Source organism: Streptomyces sp. NPDC048696, from assembly GCF_043198895.1.
Lineage (GTDB): Bacteria > Actinomycetota > Actinomycetes > Streptomycetales > Streptomycetaceae > Streptomyces.
In genome coordinates this window covers 177,406-203,399 of sequence record NZ_JBICVJ010000008.1, presented here as the reverse complement: position 1 = coordinate 203,399, position 25,994 = coordinate 177,406, and the positions used below count along the sequence as shown (strand labels likewise).

At 72.8% G+C, this 25,994-nt stretch carries 22 protein-coding genes; 12 read left to right on the top strand and 10 right to left on the bottom strand.

From position 1 onward, the window contains the following. Nucleotides 1–517: 517 nt before the first annotated feature. The 9 genes from ACGFRG_RS18985 (at nt 518) to ACGFRG_RS18945 (ending at nt 10,894) form a co-directional block, all read left to right on the top strand. Nucleotides 518–742, top strand: a complete 225-nt coding sequence (locus tag ACGFRG_RS18985; protein ID WP_393265225.1) for a hypothetical protein — start codon at nt 518–520, stop codon at nt 740–742. A gap of 64 nt (nt 743–806) precedes the next feature. After that, entirely contained in the window at nt 807–1,244 is a 438-nt protein-coding gene (locus tag ACGFRG_RS18980; RefSeq protein WP_188271981.1) for a phage tail protein, read from the top strand. Between the two features lie 2 nt (nt 1,245–1,246). Continuing rightward, nucleotides 1,247–1,969: a LysM peptidoglycan-binding domain-containing protein gene (locus ACGFRG_RS18975; RefSeq protein WP_393265222.1), complete on the top strand. Its 723-nt coding sequence runs from the start codon at nt 1,247–1,249 to the stop codon at nt 1,967–1,969. Next, nucleotides 1,966–3,864, top strand: a complete 1,899-nt coding sequence (locus tag ACGFRG_RS18970) for a VgrG-related protein (RefSeq protein WP_361422051.1) — start codon at nt 1,966–1,968, stop codon at nt 3,862–3,864. The genes ACGFRG_RS18975 and ACGFRG_RS18970 overlap by 4 nt, the downstream gene beginning before the upstream one ends. 16 nt (nt 3,865–3,880) lie before the next feature. Continuing rightward, nucleotides 3,881–4,321: a GPW/gp25 family protein gene (locus ACGFRG_RS18965; protein ID WP_361422048.1), complete on the top strand. Its 441-nt coding sequence runs from the start codon at nt 3,881–3,883 to the stop codon at nt 4,319–4,321. Continuing rightward, nucleotides 4,321–6,267: a putative baseplate assembly protein gene (locus ACGFRG_RS18960; protein WP_361422045.1), complete on the top strand. Its 1,947-nt coding sequence runs from the start codon at nt 4,321–4,323 to the stop codon at nt 6,265–6,267. The genes ACGFRG_RS18965 and ACGFRG_RS18960 overlap by 1 nt, the downstream gene beginning before the upstream one ends. Next, nucleotides 6,264–6,833, top strand: a complete 570-nt coding sequence (locus tag ACGFRG_RS18955) for a phage tail protein (RefSeq protein WP_393265218.1) — start codon at nt 6,264–6,266, stop codon at nt 6,831–6,833. Before ACGFRG_RS18960 ends, ACGFRG_RS18955 begins: the two co-directional genes overlap by 4 nt. Nucleotides 6,834–6,837: 4 nt before the next feature. Beyond that, nucleotides 6,838–8,091 (top strand): NADase-type glycan-binding domain-containing protein, encoded by a 1,254-nt coding sequence (locus ACGFRG_RS18950; protein ID WP_393265215.1) that lies wholly within the window; start codon nt 6,838–6,840, stop codon nt 8,089–8,091. A gap of 157 nt (nt 8,092–8,248) precedes the next feature. Then, nucleotides 8,249–10,894 carry a BTAD domain-containing putative transcriptional regulator gene (locus tag ACGFRG_RS18945; protein ID WP_393265213.1) on the top strand — a complete coding sequence of 882 codons (2,646 nt, stop codon included), beginning with the start codon at nt 8,249–8,251 and terminating at the stop codon, nt 10,892–10,894. Between the two features lie 33 nt (nt 10,895–10,927). Here the strand turns inward: ACGFRG_RS18945 and ACGFRG_RS18940 are convergent, their stop codons facing one another. From ACGFRG_RS18940 to ACGFRG_RS18910, 7 genes are all read right to left on the bottom strand, one after another. Next, the gene (locus tag ACGFRG_RS18940) at nt 10,928–12,118 is read right to left on the bottom strand and encodes a 4-hydroxybenzoate 3-monooxygenase (RefSeq protein WP_393265210.1); all 1,191 of its coding nucleotides are present in this window, start codon (nt 12,116–12,118) and stop codon (nt 10,928–10,930) included. Nucleotides 12,119–12,156: 38 nt separating this feature from the next. Continuing rightward, nucleotides 12,157–12,708: an AAA family ATPase gene (locus ACGFRG_RS18935; protein ID WP_361422030.1), complete on the bottom strand. Its 552-nt coding sequence runs from the start codon at nt 12,706–12,708 to the stop codon at nt 12,157–12,159. Between the two features lie 61 nt (nt 12,709–12,769). Then, nucleotides 12,770–15,292: an acyl-CoA reductase gene (locus ACGFRG_RS18930; RefSeq protein ID WP_393265206.1), complete on the bottom strand. Its 2,523-nt coding sequence runs from the start codon at nt 15,290–15,292 to the stop codon at nt 12,770–12,772. Then, complete coding sequence (locus tag ACGFRG_RS18925) at nt 15,289–16,446, bottom strand: acyl-protein synthase (RefSeq protein WP_393265203.1); 1,158 nt, start codon at nt 16,444–16,446, stop codon at nt 15,289–15,291. Before ACGFRG_RS18925 ends, ACGFRG_RS18930 begins: the two co-directional genes overlap by 4 nt. Continuing rightward, the gene (locus ACGFRG_RS18920; RefSeq protein WP_361422021.1) at nt 16,443–17,579 is read right to left on the bottom strand and encodes a GNAT family N-acetyltransferase; all 1,137 of its coding nucleotides are present in this window, start codon (nt 17,577–17,579) and stop codon (nt 16,443–16,445) included. The genes ACGFRG_RS18925 and ACGFRG_RS18920 overlap by 4 nt, the downstream gene beginning before the upstream one ends. Next, nucleotides 17,576–18,886 carry an MFS transporter gene (locus ACGFRG_RS18915; RefSeq protein WP_393265199.1) on the bottom strand — a complete coding sequence of 437 codons (1,311 nt, stop codon included), beginning with the start codon at nt 18,884–18,886 and terminating at the stop codon, nt 17,576–17,578. Before ACGFRG_RS18915 ends, ACGFRG_RS18920 begins: the two co-directional genes overlap by 4 nt. Further along, nucleotides 18,883–20,154 (bottom strand): phenylacetate--CoA ligase family protein, encoded by a 1,272-nt coding sequence (locus tag ACGFRG_RS18910; protein ID WP_393265196.1) that lies wholly within the window; start codon nt 20,152–20,154, stop codon nt 18,883–18,885. Before ACGFRG_RS18910 ends, ACGFRG_RS18915 begins: the two co-directional genes overlap by 4 nt. A 450-nt stretch (nt 20,155–20,604) precedes the next feature. Between ACGFRG_RS18910 and ACGFRG_RS18905 the strand changes: the two genes are divergently transcribed. Continuing rightward, nucleotides 20,605–21,795 (top strand): alpha/beta hydrolase family protein, encoded by a 1,191-nt coding sequence (locus tag ACGFRG_RS18905; RefSeq protein ID WP_393265193.1) that lies wholly within the window; start codon nt 20,605–20,607, stop codon nt 21,793–21,795. Nucleotides 21,796–21,819: 24 nt separating this feature from the next. Here the strand turns inward: ACGFRG_RS18905 and ACGFRG_RS18900 are convergent, their stop codons facing one another. The 3 genes from ACGFRG_RS18900 to ACGFRG_RS18890 form a co-directional block, all read right to left on the bottom strand. Beyond that, nucleotides 21,820–22,503, bottom strand: coding sequence for a response regulator (locus tag ACGFRG_RS18900; RefSeq protein ID WP_393265190.1), 684 nt, complete (start codon nt 22,501–22,503; stop codon nt 21,820–21,822). Beyond that, on the bottom strand, nt 22,500–23,693 hold the full coding sequence (locus ACGFRG_RS18895; RefSeq protein ID WP_393265187.1) for a sensor histidine kinase: 1,194 nt from the start codon (nt 23,691–23,693) through the stop codon (nt 22,500–22,502). The genes ACGFRG_RS18900 and ACGFRG_RS18895 overlap by 4 nt, the downstream gene beginning before the upstream one ends. Before the next feature lie 75 nt (nt 23,694–23,768). After that, nucleotides 23,769–24,182: a tautomerase family protein gene (locus ACGFRG_RS18890; RefSeq protein WP_361422003.1), complete on the bottom strand. Its 414-nt coding sequence runs from the start codon at nt 24,180–24,182 to the stop codon at nt 23,769–23,771. 128 nt (nt 24,183–24,310) lie between these two features. On the opposite strand from ACGFRG_RS18890, the gene ACGFRG_RS18885 reads away from it, so the two are divergent. Next, on the top strand, nt 24,311–25,186 hold the full coding sequence (locus tag ACGFRG_RS18885; protein ID WP_393265184.1) for a LysR family transcriptional regulator: 876 nt from the start codon (nt 24,311–24,313) through the stop codon (nt 25,184–25,186). A gap of 182 nt (nt 25,187–25,368) precedes the next feature. Then, the gene (locus tag ACGFRG_RS18880; RefSeq protein ID WP_393265603.1) at nt 25,369–25,968 is read left to right on the top strand and encodes a L,D-transpeptidase; all 600 of its coding nucleotides are present in this window, start codon (nt 25,369–25,371) and stop codon (nt 25,966–25,968) included. Nucleotides 25,969–25,994: the final 26 nt, after the last annotated feature.

The window sequence follows — 25,994 nt, the reverse complement described above, 5'->3', positions numbered from 1 at the left end:
CAAGCCGCTCGTCCGTCGGGTGACCCGCGCCCAGAGCTCGACCACCAGCCCTTCCCCCGCCCTCGAACCGGGCCGTCGCAGGCCTCTCATCGGCGCGCCCCTCACCCCCCAGCCCGCCGCCGCACCCCCCAAGGCGCCCTCACCCACCCCCGAGGCACCCGCACCCGCCCCGGAGCCACCCCCCGCACCCGAACCTCTCACCCCCCTCCGAACCGTCCGTCTCCCCTCCCCCGTGATCCAACGCGCCCCCGCAACCGGCCCGTTGGCATCGTCGCGCCCGATCACCCCGAGGGAGCACCACCGACCGGCACCGGTCAGCGCCCCGGCCGCCATACCCCTGCGGCAGCCGACGCCCGCCGCAGCCGCCGAGCGCCCCCCGGCCGTGGTCACCCCACAGCGCACCGCCACCAACCCCGTCGCCGCCCGGCCCGCCCCGCAACCCGTGGTCCAGCGCCGACCCGCCCCGCGGGCACCCCAGCCGACACCCCCCGCGCCCACACCCGTAATCCAGCCGACCGTGCGCAACCAGCCGTCGCCCACTCCCACCGTCCAGCGCTCGGCCGGCACCACCTCCCCGCCCCAAGCGCCCCAAGCCAGGACACCCGCACCCGCCCCCGCGCCCCCAGACGAGCCCGCCGATCTGGACGCCCTCGCCCGGCGGCTCGTCGCGCCGCTGTCGCGGCTGCTGCGTGCCGAGCTTCGCGGGGACCGCGAGCGCGTCGGCCGTCTCCGCGACCGCTGACCGCTGACCGCTGACCGCAGCCACGCAAGCCCCGCCCCGCCCTCCCGACACCGAAAGAAACCCTGTGCCCACCACCCTTGACCCCGGTTCCACCGTCTTCTTCACGCTGACCATCGACGGCCAGAACCTCGGCCTGTTCAACGGCTGCGACGGTCTCGCGTCCCAGGTCGAGGTGGAGCAGCACCAGGAGGGCGGCAACAACGGGTTTGTGTGGCAGCTGCCCACCCGCGTCACGTTCTCGACCATCCGCCTCACGCGGCCGCTGACCGCCGACACCGCCAAGGTCGCGTCGTGGATCTCGTCGCTCGCGACCGGGATCACCCGCCCCACCGCCCAGATCGCCGCCCTGCGCGCGGACGGTTCGATCGTGGCGCAGTGGGGGCTGGTGGAGGTGCTGCCGGTGCGCTGGACGGGGCCCACCCTCGACCCGGCGAGCCCGGGCGTGGCGACCGAGACGCTGGAGATCGCGCACCACGGCTTCACCGACGCCGGGGGTGCGTGAGCATGGCCGCTCCCACCGGGGGCAAGGCCGCGGGGCTCTCCCGGGCCACCCTTGCCATTCATCAGCCGCCCACCGACCTGGGCGGCTCGATGGGCGGGCTGATGGGCGAGGTGAAGTTCCAGTTCAACCCGTCGCAGGTGCAGCTCGGCCGGTCCGCGAGCTGGACCGTGATGCCGGCCATCGCGTACACGCGGGGCGCGCCGCCCAAGTTCACCGGGGCGCAGCCCGCGTCCCTCCAGTTGCAGGTGTTCCTCGACGCGTCCGGCACGCCCAGCTCGACCACCGTGCAGACCCAGGTGGAGCTGCTGCTCTCGTGCTGCGAGGTCACCGAGCAGAGCGTCGCCGCGAAGGCGCCCTCGCCGCCGTGGGTGGAGTTCAGCTGGGGTTCGTTCTCGACCGTCCAGTTCGTCGCGTACGTCACCAGCGTCAACGCCAACTACACCCTGTTCAGCCCCAACGGCGTGCCGCTGCGCGCCACTTGCACGCTGGCGCTGGTCGAGGTCTCCAGCGAGACCAAGCGCCAGAACCCCACCTCCGGCGCCCTGTCGGCACGCCGGGTGCACCGCACGGTCGCCGGGGACACGCTGGCCTCGCTGGCCTGGCGCGAGTACGGCGACGCCACCCGGTGGCGCACCATCGCCGAGGCCAACGCGATCGACGACCCGATGCGGCTGCGCCCCGGCACCGAGCTGCTTCTTCCCGCCGCCTCGGAGGGCCTCGTATGAGTGAGAAGACCTTCACCACCGTCCTGCACGTCCAGATCGAGGGCGCCGTGCTGCCCGACCCGCTGGCCGTGCGGCTCATCGAGGGCTGGGTGGACGCCAGCGTCAACGTCCCGTCCGCCTTCCAGCTCACCTTCAGCGACAAGGACGGGCAGGTCACCGCCAAGTTCCCGCAGCTGAAAATCGGGGCGAAGGTGGTGCTCAGCCCGTTCACGGACGGGCGGCGCGGCGATCCGATGCTCACCGGCGAGGTGACGGCGCTGGAGGTCGACGCCGAGCCGGGCACCGGCCGTCATCTGGTCGTGCGCGGCTACGACCCGGGGCACCGGCTGCTGCGCAACCGGCGGGTGGTGGGCTATCCGAACATGACCGCGTCCGACATCGTGCGCCGCGTCGCCGGTCTCAACGGGATCGCGCTCGGCAAGGTCGACGCGACGCCGACAGTGTACGAGCTGGCGACCCAGCCGAACATCACCGACTGGGACTTCCTGTCGCGGCTCGCCGCCGAGAACGACGTCCGGCTCTCCTGCGACAACGAGGGCAGGCTCGACTTCGCCGCGCTCGCCCCGGCTTCCGGTGCCCCCGCCGACACCACCCCGGCCGCCCAGAGCCCGTACGTCCTCGACTTCGGGGCCAACACCCTGCACAGCCGGATCGCGATGACCGCGGCCGGGCAGGTCGAGCAGGTCACTGTGCGCGGCTGGGACATGCGCACCAAGCAGCAACTGGCGGCCCCCGCCCCGGCGGTCACCAGCCCGGACATCGCCGCCGACGTCACCCCGGGGGTGGTCTCCACACCGTTCGGCGCGGCGGAGATCACCGCGACGTCCCTTCCGTACACCACGCAGTCCGAGGTCACCCACGCCGCCCGGGCGCTCGCCGACGACGTCACCGGCGCCTTCGCCGAGGTGGAGGTCGCGGTCACCGGGAACCCGTCGCTGAAGCCCGGTGTACCGATCGCCGTCCGGGGCGCCGGATTCCCCTTCGAGGGCAAGTACACGGCCACCGGAGTGCGTCATGTCTTCGCCTCCGGCCAGCAGTTCACCAGTTGGCTGACCGTCTCGGGACGCCAGTTCCGTTCGCTGTACGGGCTCGCCTCGGGCGGCACCGACCAGGCGCCGCCCATGCCGGGCGTGGCCGTCGCGCTGGTCACCAACACCAAGGACCCGATGAACCTCGGCCGGGTCCGGCTGCGCTTCCCGTGGCTGTCCGAGACGTACGAGAGCGACTGGTGCCGTATCGCCCAGTTCGGCGGGGTACGCGGCGGCGGGCTGCTGCTGCCCGAGGTCAACGACGAGGTGCTGTGCGCCTTCGACAGGGGCTCGCTGGAACACCCGTATGTCCTGGCCGGGCTCTACAACGGCATCGACAAACCCACCCGCGAGCCGGACGGCATCCCGGCCGTCGACCCGACCAGCGGACAGATCAACTGGCGTGCGCTGACCGCCCGCAGCGGTCACACCGTGGAGCTCCTTGAGTCCGGCGGCGCCGCGCGGGCGTCCAGCGGGATCCGGCTGCGCACCGGCGGCGGCAAGCTGAGCGTCCAGCTGAACGAGGCCCGCACCACCCTCACCATCGACAGCGACGGCACGGTCACCATCAGCGGCGCGCGCGGGGTGGACATCAGCTCGGGCGGCGATCTGTCGCTGAAGGCGGCGGGCGCGCTGAAGCTGACGGCGGGCACCAGCGTCGACATCAAGGCGGGCATGGGCGTGGACGTCAAGGCCGGGATGAAGTTCGGCGTCCAGGCGGGCGGCGAGGCGGCCATCAACGCCGGTGGCGCCGTCGAGGTCAACGCGCTCGGCACCGCGTCCATCAAGGCCCTCGGCAACGCCAACATCACCGCACTGACGGTGGAGCTGACCGGTATCACCCTCCGCAACGGCCTGCCGTTCTAAAGGAGTTGAGCGAGCGATGAGCGAACACTTCGTCGGGGCCGGCTGGGCCTTCCCGCTGCGCACCGACCCGGGCGGCGGCATCGCCCTGGCCCGCCGGGACCGCGAGATCGAGGAGTCCATGCGCCTGGTGCTGGCCACCGCGCCGGGCGAGCGGCCGATGCGGCCCGAGTTCGGCTGCGCCGTGCACGACCTGGTGTTCGCACCGGCCAACGACGCGACCGCCGGGCGCATCCGGTACGAGGTGCGCGCCTCGCTGGACCGCTGGGAGCCCCGGATCGAGGTCCAGGAGGTCACGGTCACCCCGGCGCCGGACGAGCCGACCGTGCTCCACATCGACGTGCGGTACTCGGTGCGCGGCACCAACAACCCGCGCAGCCTCGTCTTCCCCTTCTATGTGATCCCCTCCGAAGCCCCCGCCCCGGGGGAGTCGGCAGCCGGCGAAAGCGAACGACACTGATGGCCCTGCCCGCACCCCACCTGGACGACCGCCGCTTCCAGCAGTTCGTCGACGACGCCAAGCGCTACATCCAGCAGCGCTGCCCCGAGTGGAGCGACCACAACGTCTCCGACCCCGGTGTCACCCTCATCGAGGCGGTCGCGCACATGGCCGACCAACTGGTCTACCGCCTCAACCGGGTCCCGGAGAAGAACCAGCTGGCGTTCCTCGACCTGCTCGGCGTCACGCTCTTCCCGCCGTCCGCCGCCCGTGCCTCGGTCACGTTCTGGCTCTCCGCGCCGCAGCCGGAGTCCGTCGTGCTGCCCATGGGCACGGAGGTGGCGACCGGCCGCACCGAGACGGAGGAGGCGGTCGTTTTCGCCACCCAGCAGGACCTGACGATCATTCCCTGCGCGCTCTCCCATGTACTGCGCCAGCCGGCCGGGGCGGCTCCCGAGGACTGCTCGCAGGACATGCTCGGCGGCACCGACGTGTCGGTGTTCACCCCGGCCCCGCTCCCCGGCGACGCCCTCCTGTTCGGCCTGTCCGCCGCCGTGCCCGACTGCACGGTGGCGCTGCGCCTGGAGAGCCGCGTCGACGGCGTCGGCGTCGACCCCCGCCAACCGCCGCTGGTGTGGGAGGCGTGGACGGCGGACGGCTGGGCCGAGTGCGAGGTCGCCGAGGACTCCACGGGCGGCCTCAACCGGCCCGGCGAGGTGGTGCTGCACCTGCCGGGCGGCCACACCCTGAACCGCATGGGCCGCCTGGACGCGGGCTGGCTGCGCTGCCGGGTGCTGCCGGCCGCGGCGGGCCAGCCGTTCTACAGCGTCTCGCCGACCGTGCGCGGCGCGTCCGCCTTCACCATCGGCGGTACGACCCCGGTCTCGCACGCGGAGTCGGTGCGCGACGAGTCCCTTGGCGAGTCCGAGGGCGTGCCCGGTCAGCGGCTGCGCCTGGCGCACGCCCCGGTCGTCGGCGGGGTGCGCCTGGAGATCTCGGCGGGCGAGGGCTGGGAGGAGTGGGAGCAGGTCGCGGACTTCGCCGCCTCCGGCCCCTTCGACCGGCACTTCACCCTGGACGCGGCGACCGGCGAGCTCGCGTTCGGGCCCGCCGTGCGCGAACCCCACGGTGTGCTGCGGCAGTTCGGGGCGGTCCCGGCCAAGGGCGCCACCATCAGGGCGGCCCGTTACGGCACGGGCGGCGGCCGGGCGGGCAATGTGGCCCGGGGCACCATCCAGGTGCTGCGCAGCTCGATCCCGTACATCGCCCGTGTCGAGAACCGGGAGGCGGCGCGCGGCGGCGTGGACGGCGAGACGGTCGAGGAGGCCAAGACCCGGGCGCCGATCGCGCTGCGCGCCCAGGAGCGGGCCGTGACCGCCCGCGACTACGAGGAGCTGGCGCGCCGGGCCGCTCCCGAGACCGCCCGGATCGCCTGTCTGGCGGCGGACGCGGCCGACGCGGGCGAGAACGCGGTCCGGGTGCTCGTGGTCCCGCAGGCGGTGCCCGACCGTGGCGGACGGCTGCGGTTCGAGCAACTGGTCCCGGGCGAGGAGCTGTTGGGGCGGGTCACCTCGTTCCTGGACGAGCGCCGCCCGCTCGGCACCCGGCTCGCCGTCGGCCCGCCGTTCTACCAGGGCGTCACCGTCGTCGCGACCCTGCACGCGTTCCGCGCCGCCAAGGCCGACCAGGTGCGCGACGACGCTCTCAACGTCCTCTACGCGTATCTGGACCCGTTGACCGGCGGCGCCCACGGCACCGGCTGGCCGTTCGGGCGGCCGCTGCGGGCGGGCGAGATCTTCGCCGCGCTCCAGCGGGTCCCGGGCGTGGAGCTGGTCGACGAGGTGCTGCTGCACTCGGCCGACCCGCTGACCGGCCGCCGGGGCGACGCCACCGATCGTATCGAACTCGCCCCGTCCGCCCTGCTGTTCCCCTTCGACCACCGCGTCCGCGTGATCGAGGCCCGATGAGCTCCCGAGGCAGCGTGGACGGACTCGGCTCCGCCCTGCCCCTTGGCGACCAGCTCCCCGCCGTGTACGCCGACGACGACTTCGCCCAGCGCTTCGTGGCTGGTCTGGACACCGTCCTGGCCCCGCTGTTCACCGTGCTCGACTGCCTGGAGGCATACTTCACGCCCGCGCTCGCCCCCGAGGACTTCGTGGACTGGCTGACCGGCTGGGTCGGCACCGAGCTCGACGGCACCGAGCCGCTGTCGGTGCGCCGCCACGCCGTGGCCACGGCGGTGTCGCTGCACCGGGTGCGCGGCACCGCCCGGGGTCTGGCCGAGGCCGTGGAACTGGCCTTCGGCGTACGCCCCGAGCTCACCGAGAGCGGCGGCGCGGCCTGGTCCGCCCGGCCGCTGGGGCCGTTCCCCGGCAAGCCGCGCGCCGCGCTCCACGTCACCCTGCGGGTCGCGGATCCCGCCGCGGTCGACCCGTACCGCCTCCATGCCGTGGTCGCCGCCTCCCGGCCGGCCCACCTCCCCTTCACCGTCGAGGTGACCTCCTCGACGTCATCGCTTCCGGAAGGCCGTTGAAGACATGTCCGCCACTCTTTCGTGCCCCGACTGCGGAACCCCGGCCCGCCCGATGGGCCAGTCCTTCTGCGACACCTGCGGGGCGTTCCTGAAATGGGAGACCAGTGCGGCGGCGTCGGCTCCGACCGGGCCGGCCGCGCCGGACACACCCGCGACGGCGACAGCGACGCGAACCCCCGCGCCGGCCGCCGATCCCGAGCCGTCCGCCACACCTGTGCCCGCGCCTGAGCCCACACCCGCCGCCGCCACCGACGAGGCGGAGGCGGCGCCACAGCCCGCCGCCCCGGAGACAGCCCCGCTTCCCACGGTGGCCGACCGGCCCGACCGGGAGGAGCCGACCGCGCCGCTGCCCGCCGTGCGCGAGCGCGGCTCAGCAGCGCGGGGCCGGGAGTCCGAGGCTGCTGCCGTGCGGGAGCGGGACTCGGAGGCGGCCCGGGCCCTGCTCGTCCCCGTCCCGGAGCCGACCGCCGCCGCCCCGTCGCAGGAGCCCGGCACGGTGCTGCCCGCCCGCCCGGAAGCCGCGCGTCCCCGGGTGCGCACCGCGCAGCCCGCGCCCGAGCCGGAGGACGGCACCCCGTGTCGCGGGTGCGGCGTGCTCAACGTGCCGCATCGCCACTTCTGCCGCAGCTGCGCCAACCCGCTCGACCCCCGCCCCGCCGACGCCGCGCCGGGCCCGTACGCGGGTCAGCGTCCGGCGCTGCACCGCGACCGCACCCGCTGGGTCGCTCGGGCCCTGCTCATCGCCTCGGCCGTCGCCCTGGTCGTCGGCGGTGTGCTCGGCGGTCCCCCGGCCGCCCGCGCCGTCCAGGACCACTTCTCCAAGCGCGTCGCGGTCCACCCCACCGCCTGGCAGGCGTCCCACTCGGCCGCCGGGCACGGCCCGGAGCTCGCCTTCGACAGCTACTCCAACACCTGGTGGGGCACGGGTTACGGCGGCGACTCCGCCGGTCAGTACCTCGAAGCCACCTTCGGCCAGCCCACCGACCTGCTGGCGCTGATCGTCACTCCCGGCACCTCCAAGCGCTCGGGCCAGCAGGCCGAACAGGCCCGCCCGCAGGAGTTCGACCTGCTGGTCACCGACTCCGGCGGCAAGACCCACACCTCGCACCACGTCATCGACGACGGCGGCGTCCAGCGCGTCGACGTGCGCGTACGGGACGCGGTGACCGCGCGGCTGGTACTGCGCTCGGCGTACGGCGCCACGAAGGACAAGCAGGTGGCCATCGCGGAACTGGAGTTCTTCAGCCGCGCCAAGTGAGGTGAGGCAGGGGGCGCGCCGCCCGGCCCCCTCCCCCTCCTCCAGGCCGGACATACCGCACCCACCCGTCAACCCGCCCGGCCACGCCACGTATCCTCGAATACCGGTACGAACGGGCCCGAGTGGTCCGGAGGGGTGGGGCGCATTGGACTTCCGCGTGCTCGGAAGCGTGGCGGTGGCGACCGAGGACGGTGAGCTCCTCGCGCTCGGTCCGGTCAAACGCCGCAGCCTCCTCGCGATGCTGCTGCTCCACCCCAACCAGCCGGTCACCGTGGACCGGCTCACCGAGGCACTGTGGGACACCGAGCCGCCCACCCACTCCCGTACCGTCCTGCAGGGCCATGTCTCGCAGCTGCGCGCGCTGCTGACCGCGCACGCCGCCCGGGCGTACGGGATCGAGCTCGCCACCCTGGAGTCGGCGTACGTACTGCGGATGCCCGAGACGCTGGTGGACGCGCACCGCTTCGAGGAGCTGGTCCAGCTCGCCCGGGGCCGGCGCAGCCCCGGTGACGCGGTGCTCCTGCTGCGTGAGGCGCTGGCGCTGTGGCAGGGTCCGGCGCTCACCGACACCGTGGCGAGCCCGCCGCTCGAAGCCCCCGCGCACGCTCTCGAAGAGCTGCGGCTCTCTGCGGTGGAGGCACTGGCCGCGGCGTACGGGGAGCTCGGCGAGCACGGCAAGGCCGCCGCCGTCCTGCGGACCGAGGCCGTCGCGCATCCGCTGCGCGAACCGCTGTCGGCCGCGCTGATGCTGGCCCTCGCCCGCTCCGGACAGCGCTCCGACGCACTCGACTGGTTCCAGCGCACCCGGCGCCTGCTCGCCGACGAACTGGGCGTCGACCCGGGCCCCCAGCTCATCGACGCCCACACCGCCGTCCTCGGCCTCGGCGCGCCCGACGCCGTCGACTCGCCCACGGTGGCCGAGCCCGAGCCGGTCGCGGCCGTGCCCGACATGCTGCCGCGCCGACCGCGCGGGTTCGCGGGCCGGTCGGCCGAACTGGCCGCGCTGACCCGGGTGGTCACCGGTCCGCACAGCCCGATCGCCCTGGTGACCGGCGGCGCGGGCGTCGGCAAGACGGCGCTCGCCGTGCACTGGTCGTACGAGCACGCGGCGGAGTTTCCCGACGGACGGCTCTTCGCCGATCTGTGCGGCTACAGCGACACGCCGACCCCGCAGACCACCGTCGTCCTGCACGAGTTCCTGCTCGCGCTCGGTGTCCCGGTGCGCCGCATTCCCGACACCGAGGCCGGTATGGGGTCGCTGTACCGGTCCCTGACGGCGGGGCGGCGCATCCTCGTCGTCCTGGACAACGCCCGCAACTCCGAACAGATCCGCCCGCTGCTGCCCGGCGGCGACGCCAGCGCCACCCTGGTCACCAGCCGCGACCGGCTCGGCGGGCTGGTCGCCAGCGACGCGGCCCGGCCGGTCCGGCTCGGCGAACTGCCCGCCGACGACTGCGCCGCGCTGCTCGGCGCCGTGCTCGGCGAGGACCGCGTGCAGGCCGAACCGGAGGCGGCGCGCCACCTGGCCGCGCTCTGCGACGGCCTGCCGCTGGCTCTGCGGATCACGGCCGCCCGCCTCACCACCCGCACGAACGCCACACTGGCCGCGCTCGCCACCGAACTCGCCGACGAGCAGCGCCGGTTGGGCCTGATGAACATCGAGGACACGGGGGTGGCCGCGGCCCTCGGCCTCACCGTCCACCAGCTCCCCGAGCACGCCCGACGGATGTTCCACTCCCTGGGCCTGCACACCGGCCCCCGCCTCGACCGCTACGCCGCCGCCGCGCTCGCCGACTGCACCCCCGACCACGCCTGGTCCGCCCTCGACCGGCTCGCCGACGCCCACCTCATCGTCGACTCGGGGCTCCCGTCCGACGCGTACACCCTGCACGATCTGGTACGTCTGTACGCCCGCACTCTCGCCCCGCAGGCCGACCCCGGCGCCCTGACCCGGCTGGTCGACCACTATCTCCACACCGGTCTGATCGCCACCGCCACCGCCGAACCCTCCAGTCAGCCCTGCTTCACACTGCCCGCCGCCTATCGGCGCCCGTCCGCCGTGCGGGAGTTCGAGAACCGGCAGGACGCGCTCTCCTGGTTCGAGGCCGAGCGGGCGACCCTGCTGGGCGCGGCCACCGCGGCCGCCGCGGCCCAGCTGCACGACCGGGTCTGGCGCCTGGTCCTGCTCCAGTGGCCGCTGATCGTCTGGCGGGTCCGCGACGGATGGGTCCCGCTGCTCGAACAGGCCCTGGAATCAGCCGAGTTGGACCACGACCTGGACGCCCAGTCCCGCACCCGCGCCCTGCTCGGCTGGGTGCTGCACGAGGAGGAGCGCTACGCGGAGGCGCTGGAGCATCTGCGTGCGGCGCCCGAACTCGCCCATCGGGCAGGGGATCTGACCAGTGAGGCGATCGCCCGTATCAACCTCGCCCTGACCCTCGCCAGGTACGACGAGCACGAGCAGGCCCTGGAGCTGGTCACCCACGCCCTCGACCTGGCCCGGCAGGGACGCGACCGCTCCACCGAGATGCTCGCCCACCAGCACCTCGCCCGCCACTTCCTGCGCGTAGGCGACCCACGGCAGGCCCTGGAGCACGCCTCGCTCGGCCTCGAACTCGGCCCCTCGCTGGACGCGGCCCCCCGCCGCGTCCTGCTGCGCACGGCCTATGGCGAGGCGCTGGCGGGACTCGGCCGCACCGAGGAGGCTCGCGTCCAACTCACCGAGGCACTGCGGGAGGCGAAGACCCACGGCTTCGAGGAGGGTGCGACGGCGGCCGAGGCGGCCCTCACCGAACTGGCCTGAGCGCGGAGCACACCGCTCACTCCTCGCGACGCGCTATTCGGCGCTCCACCCGGTGTACGCCTCGGCCAGGTAGGTCGACCCGGCCGTGGAGTCCACCACCCCGGCCAGCTCAGCGAGTTGGCGGCGTACGTCGAAGGCGGCGGAGCCGGGCACGCGGTGCAGCATCGTCGTCATCCAGTAGGTGAAGTGCTGGGCCCGCCACACCCGGCGCAGCGCACGCGGGCCATAGGCGTCGAGGACACCGTGGTCGCGCTTGGCGAGGGCCGTTTCCAGCACCTCGGCGAGCACCCGCACATCGGCGAGGGCGAGGTTGAGCCCCTTGGCTCCGGTGGGCGGGACGGTGTGGGCCGCGTCTCCGGCGAGCAGCATGTTGCCGAATCTCATCGGCTCGCACACGAAGCTGCGAAAGCGCAGGACCGAGCGGTCGGTGACCGGGCCCTCCTTCAGGGTGAACCCGTCGGCGCCGCGCACCCGTCGCTGGAGCTCCGCCCAGATCCGGTCCTCGGACCAGGCCGCCGGGTCCTCGTCGGGGTCGCACTGGAAGTACATGCGCTGTACGGACTCGGTGCGCCGACTGATGAGCGCGAACCCGTGCTCGGAGTGGGTGTAGACCAGTTCGGCGGCGCTGGGCGGGGCCTCGACGAGGACACCGAACCAGGCGAAGGGGTACTCGCGGTAGAAGTGCGTACGCGCCGCCTCGGGCACCGCGGCCCGGCACACTCCGCGCGACCCGTCCGCGCCGACCAGGATGTCGCAGCGCACCTCACGGTGCACACCGTCGGCGTCGGTGAACAGGATTCCCGGGCGCTCGCCGGTCAGATCGACCACCCGAGTCCCGCTGACGCCGAAGCGGACATCCGCGCCGTCGCGCTCACGGGCGTCGGCGAGGTCGGTGAACACGTCCGTCTGCGGGTAGAGCCATACGTTCCTGCCGACCAGGGCCTCGAAGTCGACGCGGTGGCTCTCGCCGCCGAAGCGCAGCTCGATGCCCCCGTGCGGGCGGCCCTCGCGGCACACCCGGTCGGAGGCCCCGCTCTCGGTGAGCAGCCGGACGTTGCCCGCCTCCAGGATGCCCGCGCGACTGGTGCCCTCGATCTCGGGCCGGGTGCGGTTGTCGACGACCACCGACTCGATGCCCGAGCGGGCCAGCAGGTGCGACAGCATCAGACCGGCCGGGCCCGCGCCCACTATGCCGACGGTGGTCCGGATGTGGGCACCGGCCATGGCTCGTCCCCTTCGGATCGGATCGGTCGGCGAGCGGGTCACCCCTGGGCGAGAACGGCGTCGACCGTCTCGTCCAGCGTCAGTTCCGAGCTGTCGAACCACGTTCCCTGACCTGCGAGTTCCTTGCGCATCGCGGTGTCCAGGAACGACCAGTCGTCCGCCAGGACCTTGTCCCGCTCGGCGACCCGCCGCGCCACCACGTCCGCCGACGGGGCGAGGACGATCAGCCGCAGCGGCAGATCCTTCAGCTGCTCCCGATAGAACTCCAGGTGCGCGCGCCGCACCACCACGTCGTCGATGACCGGGACGACACCGCCGGCATGGAAACTGCGCGCCAGCACCGACGCGTTACGGGCCCGCAGCAGCAGTTGGCGATCCGCCTCCAGATCCTCCTGCGGCGAGGGCAGGTGTCCTCCCGCCACGATCAGCTCCTGGAGGTGGTCGCCCTCGATGTGCGCACCGAGCGGGAACCGGCGGGCCAGGCCGCGCGACACCGAACTCTTCCCGGATCCCGGGATGCCGATGACGAGAAACACATCGGAGGCGGGTTCGGTGTCGACGATCTGGCCCTGGAAGGAGGTGTCCGGCACGCTTTCCCGCTCCCTTGAACTGGCTTTGCTGGCCGCAGAGTTACTGCGGCCAGCAACCTTACTACCGCCTCCGGTCCACCACCGCCCGCAGTTTCCCGCTCGTCGCCGTACGGTCCAGATCGGCTCCGTCCAGCACCTCGACCGCGAAGTCGAGCAGCCGCTCGTCCACGGCCGAGCGCACCTCCGGGTACGCGGCGAGGAACGCGTCGCGCGCCAGGTCCGCGTCCGGGGCCTGGGCGCTCTCCATGCGCAGGGTGAGGCATTCCCGGGCGGGCCCGCTGGTCAGAACGGCCTGGAGTTCGCCGCTGTAGCGCAGGTCCTGTTCGGCGATGGCCACGAACCGGCGGTAGTTGAGGAAATACGTCGCCACGCGCATCACTTCGCCGAGGCGGCCGAGCAGTTCGAAGCGCGGGGCACGGTTGCCGCAGGGGCAGTCCCCGGGCAGGGACCGGCCGAGGTCGCCGATGACGTACCGGTCCAGGTGCTGGCCCCGGCGGGCCCGGGTGGTGAAGACGAGCCGGCCGGTCTCCCCCGGCGCCACCGGACGGTCCTCGTCGACGGCGACGATCTCCAGGGTGTGCAGATCGGCGTGCAGGTGGTGGACGCTGCCGCCGCTCTCGACGCACTGGTAGCCGAGCGGACCGAGGTCGGTGCTGCCGTAGGTGATGGAGCGGACGACCTCGATCCCGAACGTCTCGGTGAGGGTGCGGCGCTGCTCCTCGGTGAAGTGCTCGCCCCCGTAGAAGATCTTGCGGATGCCGCCGTAGGAGCGCAGCAGGTCCGCTTCCTCGTGCAGGAGCTGCCACAGGTAGGAGGGCATGCCGAAGAGGGTGTCGACCTCGTACGCGACGATCATCTCGGCGGTGGCGCGGTGGTCGGAGCCCGCCGCCATCGGCATCTGCACGCCGCCCAGGCGTTCCAGGATGGAGAAGAAGCTGATGAACCCGCCGTACATACCGCCGCAGTAGAAGAGGTTGGCGGTGCGGTCCCGGGCCGGGTCGTAGCCCGCCGCGAGCAGGCCGCGGGCGGCGGCGTGCATCTGCGCGTCGTAGTCGTCGTAGCTGAACAGCGACAGGGCGGGGGTGCCGGTGCTGCCGCCGCTGCGGAAGTACAGCTCGGCGTCGCGGCGTTCCACGTCCCGGTTGAGCTCCTGGACGGCGGCCTTGTCGAGCAGCGGCCCGGTGGGCGCCGCGAACGCGGGCCGGTGGGCGAGGTCGTCGAGGCAAGCGGTGGTGGCGAAGCGCGCGTCGGCCTGGACGGCGACGCGGCGGCTGTAGCGCTGGAGGGCGTACACACCGTCGTGCGGCTCGCCCACATAGCCCGAGGTCATGGCGCCCACCGGGGTGACCCGGGTGGCTCCGGCGGCCAGCACCGCCGCGGAGAGCTCGGCGATGTCGGTGCGGCTGCCCGCGATGCCCGCGGTCTGCAGATAGCGGCGCATCGGCCGCAGTGTGGCGATGACGTTCTTGCGCGGCAGCGGCTTGACCCAGACGCTGCGGTGCAGCGGGGACGCGGTGAGCGCCGAGCGCGTGTCGGCCATGACGCGCCAGGTGCCGTCGGGGGCCGCCAGGACGCGGGTCAGGCCGAGGTGTTCCTCCAGGCGGGCGAGGTGCTCGGTGGTGGTGAGCTCGGCGTACTCGGCCGGGTCGAGCTCGTCCTCGACGGGCGCGGGCCGAACGGCCAGCGCGGCGGCGAGGCGGTCGGCGAAGGCGTGCAGCTCACCGGTGTCCTCGGTGTCGAGGTAGACGACCTGCGGGCTGGAGCACGCCTGCTGCTCGAAGAGGCAGATGTCCTCGGCCAGGGCGGTCAGCGTCGCCTCGTCGGCCCACGCGTCCCGGGTCAGATAGGCGAAGGAGATCTTGTGTCCCCACTCCACCAGACGGCAGCCCGCCGGGACATGGGCGGCCACGCCCTCCACGGCCGCCTCGCCGCCCCACACCGCGACGGCGTCGGCGGGGGCGCACATCAGGCGCAGCCAGTCCGCGCGCGAGGAGGAGAAGCGCAGCACGATGACCCGCTCGGCGAGGGCGCCGCTCGGATCGAACGCGGCGAGTTCGGCGAGCAGGTGCTGGGCGAGCAGGGTGTCGGCGCTGCTGGTCTTGAGGATGTTGACGTTGCCCGCGAGCAGGCCCTCGATGAGGCTGAGCGGGGCGACGGTGGCCGCGTTGCCGGGGGCGATGTGGGCGACCAGGCCGACCGGGGCCCACGCCTCGTACACCGTCTCCTTGGCGTCCGGGCGGCCGAGGCGCTGCGGGGCGGCGCTGCCGAGCTCGCGGCGGAGCTTGCGGGTGAGCGCGTCGCGGCCGAGGAAGGCGGCGAGTTCGGCGAGCAGTTCGTCGGTGTCCTCCTGTCCACCGCCTTCCGCCAGGTGCGGGGCCAGCCGTTCACGTACGGGGTGGCCGGGGTCGCGCAGGGCGCCCGCGAGGGCGTCGCAGGCGGCCAGGACGGTCTCGGTGTCCAGCGGCGTGGCGAGCGCGGCCTCGACGGTGGCGGGCAGCGTGGCCAGTCGGCGGGCGGCCTCGTCGTCGCCGATGAAGGTGCCCTGCCAGTAGTGGTGGTTCATCACGGTCTCTGCCTCGGTCATGACATTCCCTTCATCAGTTCGGCGGCGGCCACGGCACAGCTCTTGTTGCGGCTCACCCCGGCGCGGCCGTGGATGGTGAACCAGTCGGTGTCCAGTTCACAGCCGCACTCCTCGCCCGGGTGCAGCGAGGCGAGGTCGCCCATGACGACGCTCTGCGCCGGTACCGAGGTGATGTACGGGGACACCAGGTGCAGATAGCCGCGCTCGCCGTACCCGAGGGGTTCGAGGGTGCGCGTGGAGCGGATGAAGACCCGCGACCAGACGGGCGCGTGGAGGTTGTGGTACGAGCACTCGATGTACGGGATGCAGTGCTCGACGGAGCCGAAGGTGTCGCGGATCCGCTCGGAGGGGATGCCCAGTTGCTCGGTGACGCGGGCGTACAGCTCGTGCTTGCCGATCTGCCGGTCGGCGTGGCCCTTCCAGCCGCCGCCGAGGATGATCAGGGAGTCCTCGGGCAGTTGGATCGGCGGCAGTCCCATCGCGCGCATCCGCTCCAGGGTGAACCAGAGGAAGGCGGGGAAGCCGAGGATGCGCACGGGGGCGTCGTCCTCGGCGAAGCGGCGCAGCGCGGCGACACAGCCGAAGGGGTCGAACTCATGGCCGTTGCCGGTGGCGCGCAGCGCGTACTCGACCTCGCGGGCCGGTGCGAAGTCGCACAGGTAGTTGTCGGTGAACGCGGTGCCCAGCTTGAGGTCGCGGGCGGGCTCGTAGCTGTAGAGCAGGTAGTTGACCGGCCGGTCGGGGGTGATCCAGCCGTTGCGCTCGAAGATACGGGCGACCATGCGCTGGGCGGAGCGGATGGTCCACTCGTCGAAGAACATCTGCGACTTCTGTCCGGTGGTGCCGGAGGAGGTCAGATGCAGATGGACCTCGTCCCGGGGGATGGACAGCACCTCGTGGCGCTTGAAGAAGTTCGCGTGCACCAGGGGCGCGTCGTACGGGGTGTCCTGGCGCTCACCGTCGTACAGGCTCCGGAAGAACGGGGACCGCTCGCGGTGCCAGGCGTTGCTCTGTGCCATCGCGGCGGCGAACAGCTCGTCCTCGGCGGGGCCGCAGGCGTACGGCTCGGTCAGGTCGCAGAGCTGCTGCACCTTGGCCAGGGCCGCGGCGTCCGGGACGTCGACGGGCGCGAGATGGGGGTTCGAGGGGGTCATGAGGCAACCTCACGGGAGGGCAGATAGGTCGACGCCCAGGCCGACACATAGGAATCGAGGAAGGGCTGGAGCGGGGTGTCGACGACCACACCGCGGAAGTCGATGTGCTCGGTGGTACGGGACATCACCACGTAGTCGTGGAATCCGTCGCCGTCCCGGCGCATCGCGGGATACAGCGCACCGGCGATGAAGCCCTGGGCGCCGAACGCGGAGAGCGCGGCGTGGTGTTCCAGCGGCACCAGCGCCTCGACGTATCCGGCGCCGGCCCGGGTCAGCGTCCGGGTCACCGACTCCAGCCAGCCCGCGGCGAACGCCGGGTCGGGGTGGGCGGTGACCAGCGCGCAGTACCCACCGGTGCGGTTGAGGTACGCGTACACCTCGAAGCCGCCGTCGTCGGGGGTGAGCAGGATGTTGGGGGTGTGCAGCGGGTAGAACCAGCGGCCGGGTTCGGGGAAGCGCTCGTGGAAGCGGCGGCGCACGAACGCCGGTGCCTCGACGATCTCCAGCGGGGCCGGCGCGGCCCCGGCGGGCGCGGGCAGCGGCGCGGTCGGCCGGGTGTCCGCGTAGCTGATGCCGAGGCTGCCCTCGACCGTACGCAGCAGGGGCGCCAGCGACGCGGGCACCTCGGCGACGGGCACGCGGCGGTCGAGGACCCCGGGCGAGTGACGCGCGTAGAGCGCGAGGCTTTCGCGGCTGCTGAGATCCACGGCGTTGGGCAGGATGCCCATCGGGCGGAAGCCGTTGCGGGCCACGACGCGCTGCGGTCCGGCGCTGACGGTGCGGACCGTGGCGTACACCGAGTCGAGCTTCCCGGCGCCGAGCGTACGCGCGCACAGCGCCTCGGTCAGCTGCCCGGCGAGCCCCGAGCCGCGCTGGTCGGGGTGGACGGCGAGCCCTTCGAGCCGGCCGATGCGGCTGCCGGGCTCGCCGTGGACCGCGGCCGACCCGGCGAGCGCGCCGGTGCGGGCGCAACGGGCGACCAGCCAGAGGGTGTGCGGGTCCTGGATGAGCCGGGACATCTCGGCGGGGTCGGTGCCGAGGGCCGTGGGGTAGTGCGGTCCGTACACGGCGTAGTAGAGCTGGCGCAGGTCGGCGATGTCGGCGGGGGTGGCCTGCTCGATGGTGGCGGTCATCGCGCGCCTCCGGCGGTCGCCGGTTCCGGGGCGGTGGGAATGGCGGTTGACGGCTCGTCGGGCTCCTCCGCCGCCTTCGGGTCGTCCCCCAGCAGACCCAGGAACACGGCCGCGGGCACCAGCCCGGCCGCCTGGATCAGGCACAGCGTCTGGGCGGACAGATGGTCGCCGAGGAGGCCGAAGAGCAGCGAGGCGACCGGGAAGGTCGCGCCGAGCACGGCCTGCATGACGGCGAAGAACGCGGGCTTGTCGGCGGCGGGGACGAGCCGCTGGAACAGGGCCACGAAGCGCACCCCGATGACGCCGACACACCAGCCGGTCACGAGCAGGGAGCCCGCGATGACGGGCCGCGCGGCGACCAGGCCGGGCAGGGCGAGCACGACGGCCATCGTGGCGAGGCAGACGGAGCCGACCACCGTGGGCCGCCCCGGCACACGGGCGCCGGTGAACGAGCCGATGAGCGTGCCCGCGCCGAGCGACGCCTCCAGGAGCGCCACCGTGCTGCCGTCACCGTGCAGCACCGAGGCGGTGTACAGCGGCATCACGACGAAGACGGCGGTGGTGAAGAGGTTGGCGGCGGCGAAGCAGAGCAGGATGGCGCGTACGTAGGGCAGGGCGCCCAGGATCTGACGCAGCGTCCGCCGCGGTGCCTCTCCCCCGGTCGCCTCCGCTCCCGCGTCGGCGGTGTCCTCGGCCGTGCGGAAGCGTACGGTCGCGATGAGCAGCGCGGCGACCGCGTAGGCGGCGGCGCAGCCGACGGCGAGTCCGGCCACCCCCGCCTTGTCCACGATGAGGGCGCCGAGCAGGGCGCCGCCCAGACTGGCCAGGGACTGGGTGGACAGCTCGAAGCCGGTCGCGGCCTCGATGTCCTCGTCGTCCACGAGCTCGGGCACCGACGTGGTCAGACAGGGGTCGAAGAACGCCTGGCAGGTGGCGAGGGCGAGGGTCGCCGCGTACGCCGCCACGATGGGCAGGTCGCTCGCGCAGGCCCAGACGGCCAGGGCGGTCGCGATCGCTCCGGCAGCGCCCGCGGCGGCGCGCAGCAGCGAGCGGTGCGCGCAGCGGGCGATGGTGCGGGCGACCAGGGGCGCGAGGGCGACGGCGGGCAGTGTGCTCACCGCCATGAACAGCCCGGACGCGAGCCCGCCGGAGCCGGACGCGGCGTAGGCGATGAGCCACCAGGAGATGCCCACCTGGAACATGCGCACGGCGGCCTGGGTGCACACCTGGCCCAGCCATACGGTGCCGAAGGCGCGGTTGCGCAGGACCAGCGGGAGGCGGCGGTCGGTGGTCGTCGGGGTGGTCATGCGGTCGGCCTCTCGTCGATCACGCGGACGAGCTTGCCGGAACGGGGGTTGACCACCAGGTCGCGGTGGCGCGCCCATTCGACGCCCAGCGGGTGGACGAATCCATTGGCGACGCTGTCGGGGTAGAACGGGCGGGCGTCGTTCAGCTCGCTGACGACCGCCTTGGCGAGCACGTCGAGACCGGCCGGGTCGTCGTCGCCGGGGGCGGTGGCCAGGCGCAGCACGAGTCCGTCGCGGCCCTCCCAGCGGCGTACGACGAGCTGCATGCCCATCACGCGGCCCTCGGTGTCGGCCTCGGCCACGGCGGCCTGGGCGTCCTGCGCGTACAGCGACACGGGGCCCACGCGCACGCCTTCCTCGGCGCGGCCGAGGATGCGGAAGACACCGCCGTCGACGTCGGTCCACTCCGCGCGGTCACCGGCGGGGTAGCGGATGACCGGCATGAGGCGGCGGAAGAGCTGGGTGACGACGACGCGTCCGGCCCGGCCCCTCTCGCGGATCGGCTCGCCGGTCGTCTCGTCCAGGATCTCGACGACGGTGTGCGGGGTGAACGCGCGGTGGGTGCGCGGGTCCGGGCCGGGAACCGGCCGGCCGAGCAGGCCGCCGTCGACGCTGGCGTAGCCGAGCGAACGGGGCTCGGCGTTGGGGAAGGCGGCCGCGAGCAGGCGGCGCTGGTCGTCGAAGAGGGCTTCGCCGCCGAAGAACAGCAGCTCGACGGCGGGGAGTTGACGGCTCTGGGACATCAGGTGCTCGGCGAGGCGGCACAGGGTGGTGGGGGTGCCCGCCACGACCTGTGCGGCGAAGTCCTCCAGGGTGGGGACCGTCGACTCCAGCGGAGCGCCGCCGCCGATGGGCAGCCGTACGTTGGCGACGGGGGCGTGCGCGAGCGAGTCCAGGATGAACAGGAAGCTGGCGTAGAGCTCACCGGCGTAGAAGAGATCGGCGACCCGGTGCCCGGGCCGCAGACCCGCGTCCACGAGCCCGGCGCCGAACGCGGTCACGAACTCCTGCCACTCCTCGCGGGTGTAGCAGGAGAACTTCGGCGCGCCCGTGGTGCCACCGGTCTTGAACACCACGGCCTCCCCGAGGGGAGCGGTCAGAACGCGGTTGTCGTGCAGGGTGTTGGCGGCCCAGAACGCGCCCTGGTCCACCACCGGAAGGTCGGTGATGCGGTCGACCTCGGGCGGCAGGTCCGCGTAGAGATCCGCGTAGAAAGGAGAGTGGTCACGGGCGAAACGTATGAGGTCCGAAACCTGATGGACGGGCATGCGGCGTTTTCCTAAAGAGAGGTGAAGAAAAGAGAGACGGGCACGGGCGAGCCAACAGACCGGGTCCCCCCGAACCCGTCTGCTTCACCGTTCAACATTCCTCGGGGCACGCGCACTTCACGCACCCGGGCAGCGTCGATTCCCCCGCCCGACGCTCGTCCACATCATGGAACACAGTTGACACAGCACCAAATCGAGTATCACCTTCGGGACCTGCGGTGGCTGAAAACATTACCCTTCGATACGTGGGTGTAATTGCGAGTTCAAGGAGCTTCCGAAGGTCAACTCGCGATCCACCCGCCGTGCATCCGCCCGTCCATCCGGCGTCCACCCCCGCCATCCGTACAGTCGTCCGCCCCGGGGATGACACTCCGTAAGCCCGGGAGGTGACACTCGGGTCCACTCCGGAGCGGACGCCAGGAGATGTGCTCCGAACCTAGCGTCCTCGGCATGAACAGAATCCGTCGTGCGGCTGCGGCCGCCGCGCTCGCGCTGGCCCTGCCGCTGCACCTCGCCGAGGTGGCCTCCGCCGCTCCGGCCGCCTTCGCCGCCGCACCGTCCACCGGCACCCACAGCGCGATGGGCATGCCTCACATGATGAGCGTGCCCCGACTCCCCCGACCGACGGGCCCGCACGCGGTCGGGCGCAGCACGCTCCACCTCGTCGACACCCGTCGCGCCGACCCCTGGGCCCCGGCGGCGGGCGCACGTCAGTTGATGGTGTCGATGTACTACCCCGCCCGCCCCGCGACCGGCGGACCCGCCCCCTACATGACCACCGAGGAAGCCCGGCTGTTCCTGGACGAGAAGGCGCCGGGCTCCGGCTACCCGCCCGAGGTCCTGACCGGAACCCGCACCTGGGCGCACACCGACGCGCAACCCGCGCCCGGCAGGTTCCCGCTGGTGCTGCTCTCGCCCGGCCTCGGATTCCCGCGTGCGACGCTCACCGGCCTCTCGGAGGAGCTGGCGAGCCGTGGGTACGTCGTGGCGCTGGTCGACCACACCTACGAGACGCCCGGCGTCACCTTCCCCGACGGGCACACGGCCCCCTGCGTCATCTGCGACGTACCGCCGCCGGGCGGCACCCCGGCCGTCGCGCGCAGCCGGGCGAGGGACAGCTCCTTCGTGCTCGACCAACTGACCGGGCGCCACCCGGCCTGGCCCGCCGCCCACATGATCGACCGGAAGCGGATCGGTATGGCGGGCCACTCCATCGGCGGTGACGCGGCCGCCGCGACCATGGCCGAGGACGGGCGGGTGCGGGCCGGAGTGAACATGGACGGCACGTTCTTCGAGCGGATACCCGCCGCCGGTCTGGGCGGCCGCCCCTTCCTGATGCTCGGCGCCGACTACATGGCACCGGGCCGGGACGAGACCTGGGACAGCGGCTGGGCGGCCCTGAACGGCTGGAAGCGCTGGCTGACCGTCACCAGTGCCGACCACGGCAGTTTCACCGACATGCCCGTCCTCAGCGAGGCGGCGGGCAGGCCACACCCGGGCGTGCTCTCCGCACCGCGCTCGGAGGAGATCACCCGTGGTTACGTATCGGCCTTCTTCGACCTGCAGCTGAAGGGGATCGCACAGCCGCTGCTTGACGGACCGTCAGCGAAGAATCCCGAGGTCACGTTCCAACACCCCTGAGACCGGAGCTGGTTCAGGATGGAGTCAGGAGGGGCCCGCCCCCGGCTCCCCCGGTGAGACGAGGCCCGCCTCGTAGGCGGCGATGACGAGCTGCACACGGTCTCGGGCCCCCAGCTTGGTGAGCAGGCGGGCCACATGGGTCTTGGCCGTGGCGGGGCCGATGAAGAGGCGGGCCGCGATCTCACCGTTGGACAGGCCGCGCCCGACCAGGGTCAGCACTTCGCGTTCCCGCTCGGTGACGCCGTCGATCCGCCGCCGGGGCGCGGCGGACCGGGGCCGCTCGACGAACTCCTGGATGAGACGGCGGGTGACGCTCGGCGCGATCAGGGCGTCGCCCGCGGCGACCACCCGGATCGCCGCGATGATGTCCACCAGGGCCATGTCCTTGACCAGGAACCCGCTCGCACCGGCCCGCAGCGAGGCGTAGACGTTCGCGTCGTCGTCGAACGTGGTGAGCATGAGCACGCGCACGGCACCGGACGCCTCCGATGCCGCCGCGATCGCCCGCGTCGCCGCGATCCCGTCCATGCCGGGCATGCGGATGTCCATCAGCACGACGTCGGGCCGCAGTTCACCGGCGAGCCGCACCGCCTCGGCGCCCGTCCCGGCCTCCGCGACGATGTCGAGGTCGGGCAGATCGGTGATGACCATACGGAGACCGGCGCGTACCAGCTCCTGGTCGTCGGCGAGCAGGATACGGATCGTCATGCCGGGAGCCTGACCGCGACCTGGAAGCCGCCCTCTGGCCCGGCCCCGGCGCTGAACCGGCCGTCGAGCAGGGCGACGCGTTCGCGCGTACCGGATATCCCGAGGCCGGTCCCGGCCGCCGCACCGGCCCGCGCGAGGCCGTGTCCGTCGTCCACCACCTCGATCGCCAGCTCCTCGTCGCGGTACTCCACGGACACCCGGCAGTGGTGGCCGCCGGAGTGCCGTACCGCGTTGGTGACCGACTCCTGGATGATCCGGAAGGCGGCCAGATCGATCTCGGGCGGCAGTGGTCGCCGTGACCCCAGCCAGTCGACATCGACCCGGACCCCAGCGCTCGACGCGGTCGCGGCCAGCCGCTCGACGCCCTCAAGACCCACCGCGACCGCCTGATCGGCCCCGCTGTCGGGGTCCGCTTCGGCGCGGCGCAGCGAGACCAGCATGCGCCGCAGCCCGGCCAGCGTCTCGCGGCTGGTGCTCTCGATGATCCCCAACGCTTTGCGGGCCCCGTCCGGCTGTGTGTCGATGACCAGCCCCGCGGCACCGGCCTGGATCGCGATGACGCCGATGCTGTGGGCGACCATGTCGTGCAGTTCGCGGGCGATACGCAGCCGTTCCTCGGTCACCGCCCGTGCCCCCGCGTGCGCGCGCAGGGCTTCGCCGTATACGCGCTGCTGCCGTATCGCGTTGCCGATCGCGAACGGTATGACGATGGCCGCCACGACGGCCAGCAACGTGCTCAGGAAGTCACTGAACTCCGCTCGGCCGTGGTCCGTGACCGCCCACTGGCCGAGCCATACGCCCAGCTCGACCGTCGCAGCCGCGAACGCGGTCCGGCGCCGTCGGGTGGCCGCGACGAGGCAGAGCAGCACGTCCATCGCCCCGTAGAACGGCCAGGTGCTCTCCCCGAGCGCGAGCGCCACCGTCGACTCGGCCAGGAGCGCCCCGAACACCGTCACCGGCCGGTGCCGGGCCCCGATCACGGCCAGCGACAGCACCACGGCCAGGCCCGCCCGAGGCCCGAGGCCGAGCAGGGTCGGCGACCCCGACTGCCCGTGAAACGGCCTCATTTGATAGGTCGTGGTGGCGAACAGAACGAGCGCGAACAGCGCGGCGGCACACCACGCCGAAGCCGTCCACACCGCCGACGGCAGCCGCCTCAGCCACGGTGGGCGCGGCAACGAGTGATCCATCGGGCGATGGTAGCCAGCATGGCCGGGGCCGATCGTCCCCTCACAGGCGTACGCCCCAGAGGGGACAGCCGGGACTCATGCCGCGTCCGGCACACCCCGAGCCACCCGCCGGTAGTGGTCGAACTGCGTTTCGCCGTTGTAGCCGTAGCTCTCCGGGGCGAGTTCATGGAGCGCGACCCCCGCGACGGGCGGCAGCGCACCCAGGGTGTCCCGCAGCAGGGCGTACGCCTCGGCGATGAACCGGGCCTTCTCGGCGGCGTTGTTCGTGCCCGCGGTGATGCTCACCTCCACATGCGCGCCGGTGGCTTCCCGTACCGCGCGTCCGGCGACGAAATACCGGTCGGCCGGGACGAGGTTCAGATGGACGGTGGTGCGGGCGGCGGACTTCCGGAGCGCCGATACGGCCAGGTCGGTCAGGCCCTGCGCGAGGGCGTCGCGACGGGCGGGCGCCAGGTCGGGGTCGGAGACGGTGACACGGATGTACGGCATGGGACACGCCTTCCAAGTGGAGTGGGGGTGACTGCTGATGACCTTTCCCGATCAGGGAAAATGAGTCCAACGCGGATCTTCGATGGCTCATGAGGCGGTCTCATGGCATGGGGTGGGGAGGCGGCGGCGTGACCCTGAATCTGCCGCAGTTGCGCGCGTTCGTGGCGGTCGTCGACGCGGGCGGCTTCGGTACGGCGGCGGTGGACCTGGGGCTGAGCCAGTCGGCCGTCTCACATGCCGTCGCCTCGCTGGAGCGCACCCTCACCGGGCCACTGATCGTTCGCGCAACTCCCGTACGTACCACGGCCCTTGGTGACGCGATCCTGCCCCACGCCCGTTCCGCGCTCGCCGCGTCGGACGCGATCCGGGACGCGGCGGCCCTGCACGACGCGACGACGAGCGGCACCGTCCGCCTCGCCGCCACCCCGACGGTCTGCCAGGGCCTGCTGCCCTCGCTGCTGCGGCACTGGGAGGAGCGCTTGCCGGCCGTCCGCGTACGCGTCTTCCAGGGCAGCGGCGAGGAGACCGAGGCATGGCTGGCGAGCGCGGCGGCGGACGCGGCCGTCGTGGTCGACCCGCCGGACGAGCGCGGCGCGCCCCTGGCGACCGACCCCTTCCTCGCCCTGCTCCCCCAGGATCATCCGCTGGCGGGCGAGGAGTCCGTACACATCACCGAGCTGGCGGACGACCCGCTGATCCTCTCGCCGAACGGCTGCGAGAGGCACATCCGGACCATCCACCGGCTGGCGGACCAGGAGTACACCCCGGCCCATCGCGTACGGGACCTGCGAACCCTCATCAGCATGGTGCAGTCCGGACTCGGCGTCTCGATCCTGCCGGAGGTGTCCCGCCCGCTGGTCCCGGACGACCTCGTCCTGGTACCGGTCACCCCGCACCACAGCAGAAGCCTGGTGCTCCGCGGCCCGCGGGAACGCCCTTGGTCACCGGCGGTGCACGCGCTGGTGGACTCGGTCGCACGCCGTCCGCCCGGCGCAGGAGAGTGAACTTCGGCCCTCCGTGAGCAGTGTGCGGCCGAGACGGTGCACATGTATGCGGCATGTGGAAGTTTCTCGGCGCCCGTCTCCGGTGGGCCCTGCTCCCGGTAGCGGCACCCCTCGCACTCACGGTGGGCGTCTCGCCCGCACACGGAGCCGCCGCCCCGGCCGGAGTACACCGGTCCGGCGTGATGGACACGCATGAGAAGTGCGTACTGTCGAACGGTCCCTATCAGCGCGAGGTCGAGCGGCTGTTGGGGCTGCCGGTGGACGGCGAGCAGTCGGCCGACGACTGCCGGGCGATCCAGCAGTACCAGGAGGGCCAGATCATCGTCCCGGCCGACGGCTCCGCCGGGCCGATCACGTATGCGGCCCTGTACCTGGACTGGGCCCTCAACCACCCCGGCGAGCTGCAAGGCTGCCCCACCCTTCAGGGCCGGGTCGCCTGCGTCGACCTGAACCACCAGATCATGTGGGTCACCACGGCGGGAAAGACGACCTTCGCGCCGGTCGGTCTGCGCAGCGGCCAGAGCGAGACACCCACCCGCACCGGCTGGTTCAAGGTCGAATGGCGCAACCGCGACCACGTGTCCACGCTGTACGACACCCCGATGCCGTTCAGCCAGTTCTTCAGCGGCGGCCAGGCGATCCACGGCGTCTACGGAAACATCTACGAAGGCGCCGGCTCCCACGGCTGCGTCAACCTGCGCTACGACGACGCACGCCGCCTGTGGACGACCCTGCACGAGGGCGACGCCGTGTACGTATGGGGACGCAAGCCCGGAACCTGATCCCGTATCAAAGCTCAAGTGGTCTG

What these genes read in the sequence shown, in the direction of transcription:
- ACGFRG_RS18950 (WP_393265215.1), top strand. Translation starts at nt 6,838, where the DNA reads ATGTCCGCCACTCTTTCGTGCCCCGACTGCGGAACCCCGGCCCGCCCG.
- ACGFRG_RS18960 (WP_361422045.1), top strand. Translation starts at nt 4,321, where the DNA reads ATGGCCCTGCCCGCACCCCACCTGGACGACCGCCGCTTCCAGCAGTTC.
- ACGFRG_RS18970 (WP_361422051.1), top strand. Translation starts at nt 1,966, where the DNA reads ATGAGTGAGAAGACCTTCACCACCGTCCTGCACGTCCAGATCGAGGGC.
- ACGFRG_RS18925 (WP_393265203.1), bottom strand. Translation starts at nt 16,446, where the DNA reads ATGACCCCCTCGAACCCCCATCTCGCGCCCGTCGACGTCCCGGACGCC.
- ACGFRG_RS18880 (WP_393265603.1), top strand. Translation starts at nt 25,369, where the DNA reads ATGGACACGCATGAGAAGTGCGTACTGTCGAACGGTCCCTATCAGCGC.
- ACGFRG_RS18915 (WP_393265199.1), bottom strand. Translation starts at nt 18,886, where the DNA reads ATGACCACCCCGACGACCACCGACCGCCGCCTCCCGCTGGTCCTGCGC.
- ACGFRG_RS18920 (WP_361422021.1), bottom strand. Translation starts at nt 17,579, where the DNA reads ATGACCGCCACCATCGAGCAGGCCACCCCCGCCGACATCGCCGACCTG.
- ACGFRG_RS18910 (WP_393265196.1), bottom strand. Translation starts at nt 20,154, where the DNA reads ATGCCCGTCCATCAGGTTTCGGACCTCATACGTTTCGCCCGTGACCAC.
- ACGFRG_RS18905 (WP_393265193.1), top strand. Translation starts at nt 20,605, where the DNA reads ATGAACAGAATCCGTCGTGCGGCTGCGGCCGCCGCGCTCGCGCTGGCC.
- ACGFRG_RS18890 (WP_361422003.1), bottom strand. Translation starts at nt 24,182, where the DNA reads ATGCCGTACATCCGTGTCACCGTCTCCGACCCCGACCTGGCGCCCGCC.
- ACGFRG_RS18955 (WP_393265218.1), top strand. Translation starts at nt 6,264, where the DNA reads ATGAGCTCCCGAGGCAGCGTGGACGGACTCGGCTCCGCCCTGCCCCTT.
- ACGFRG_RS18965 (WP_361422048.1), top strand. Translation starts at nt 3,881, where the DNA reads ATGAGCGAACACTTCGTCGGGGCCGGCTGGGCCTTCCCGCTGCGCACC.
- ACGFRG_RS18940 (WP_393265210.1), bottom strand. Translation starts at nt 12,118, where the DNA reads ATGGCCGGTGCCCACATCCGGACCACCGTCGGCATAGTGGGCGCGGGC.
- ACGFRG_RS18895 (WP_393265187.1), bottom strand. Translation starts at nt 23,693, where the DNA reads ATGGATCACTCGTTGCCGCGCCCACCGTGGCTGAGGCGGCTGCCGTCG.
- ACGFRG_RS18900 (WP_393265190.1), bottom strand. Translation starts at nt 22,503, where the DNA reads ATGACGATCCGTATCCTGCTCGCCGACGACCAGGAGCTGGTACGCGCC.
- ACGFRG_RS18930 (WP_393265206.1), bottom strand. Translation starts at nt 15,292, where the DNA reads ATGACCGAGGCAGAGACCGTGATGAACCACCACTACTGGCAGGGCACC.
- ACGFRG_RS18975 (WP_393265222.1), top strand. Translation starts at nt 1,247, where the DNA reads ATGGCCGCTCCCACCGGGGGCAAGGCCGCGGGGCTCTCCCGGGCCACC.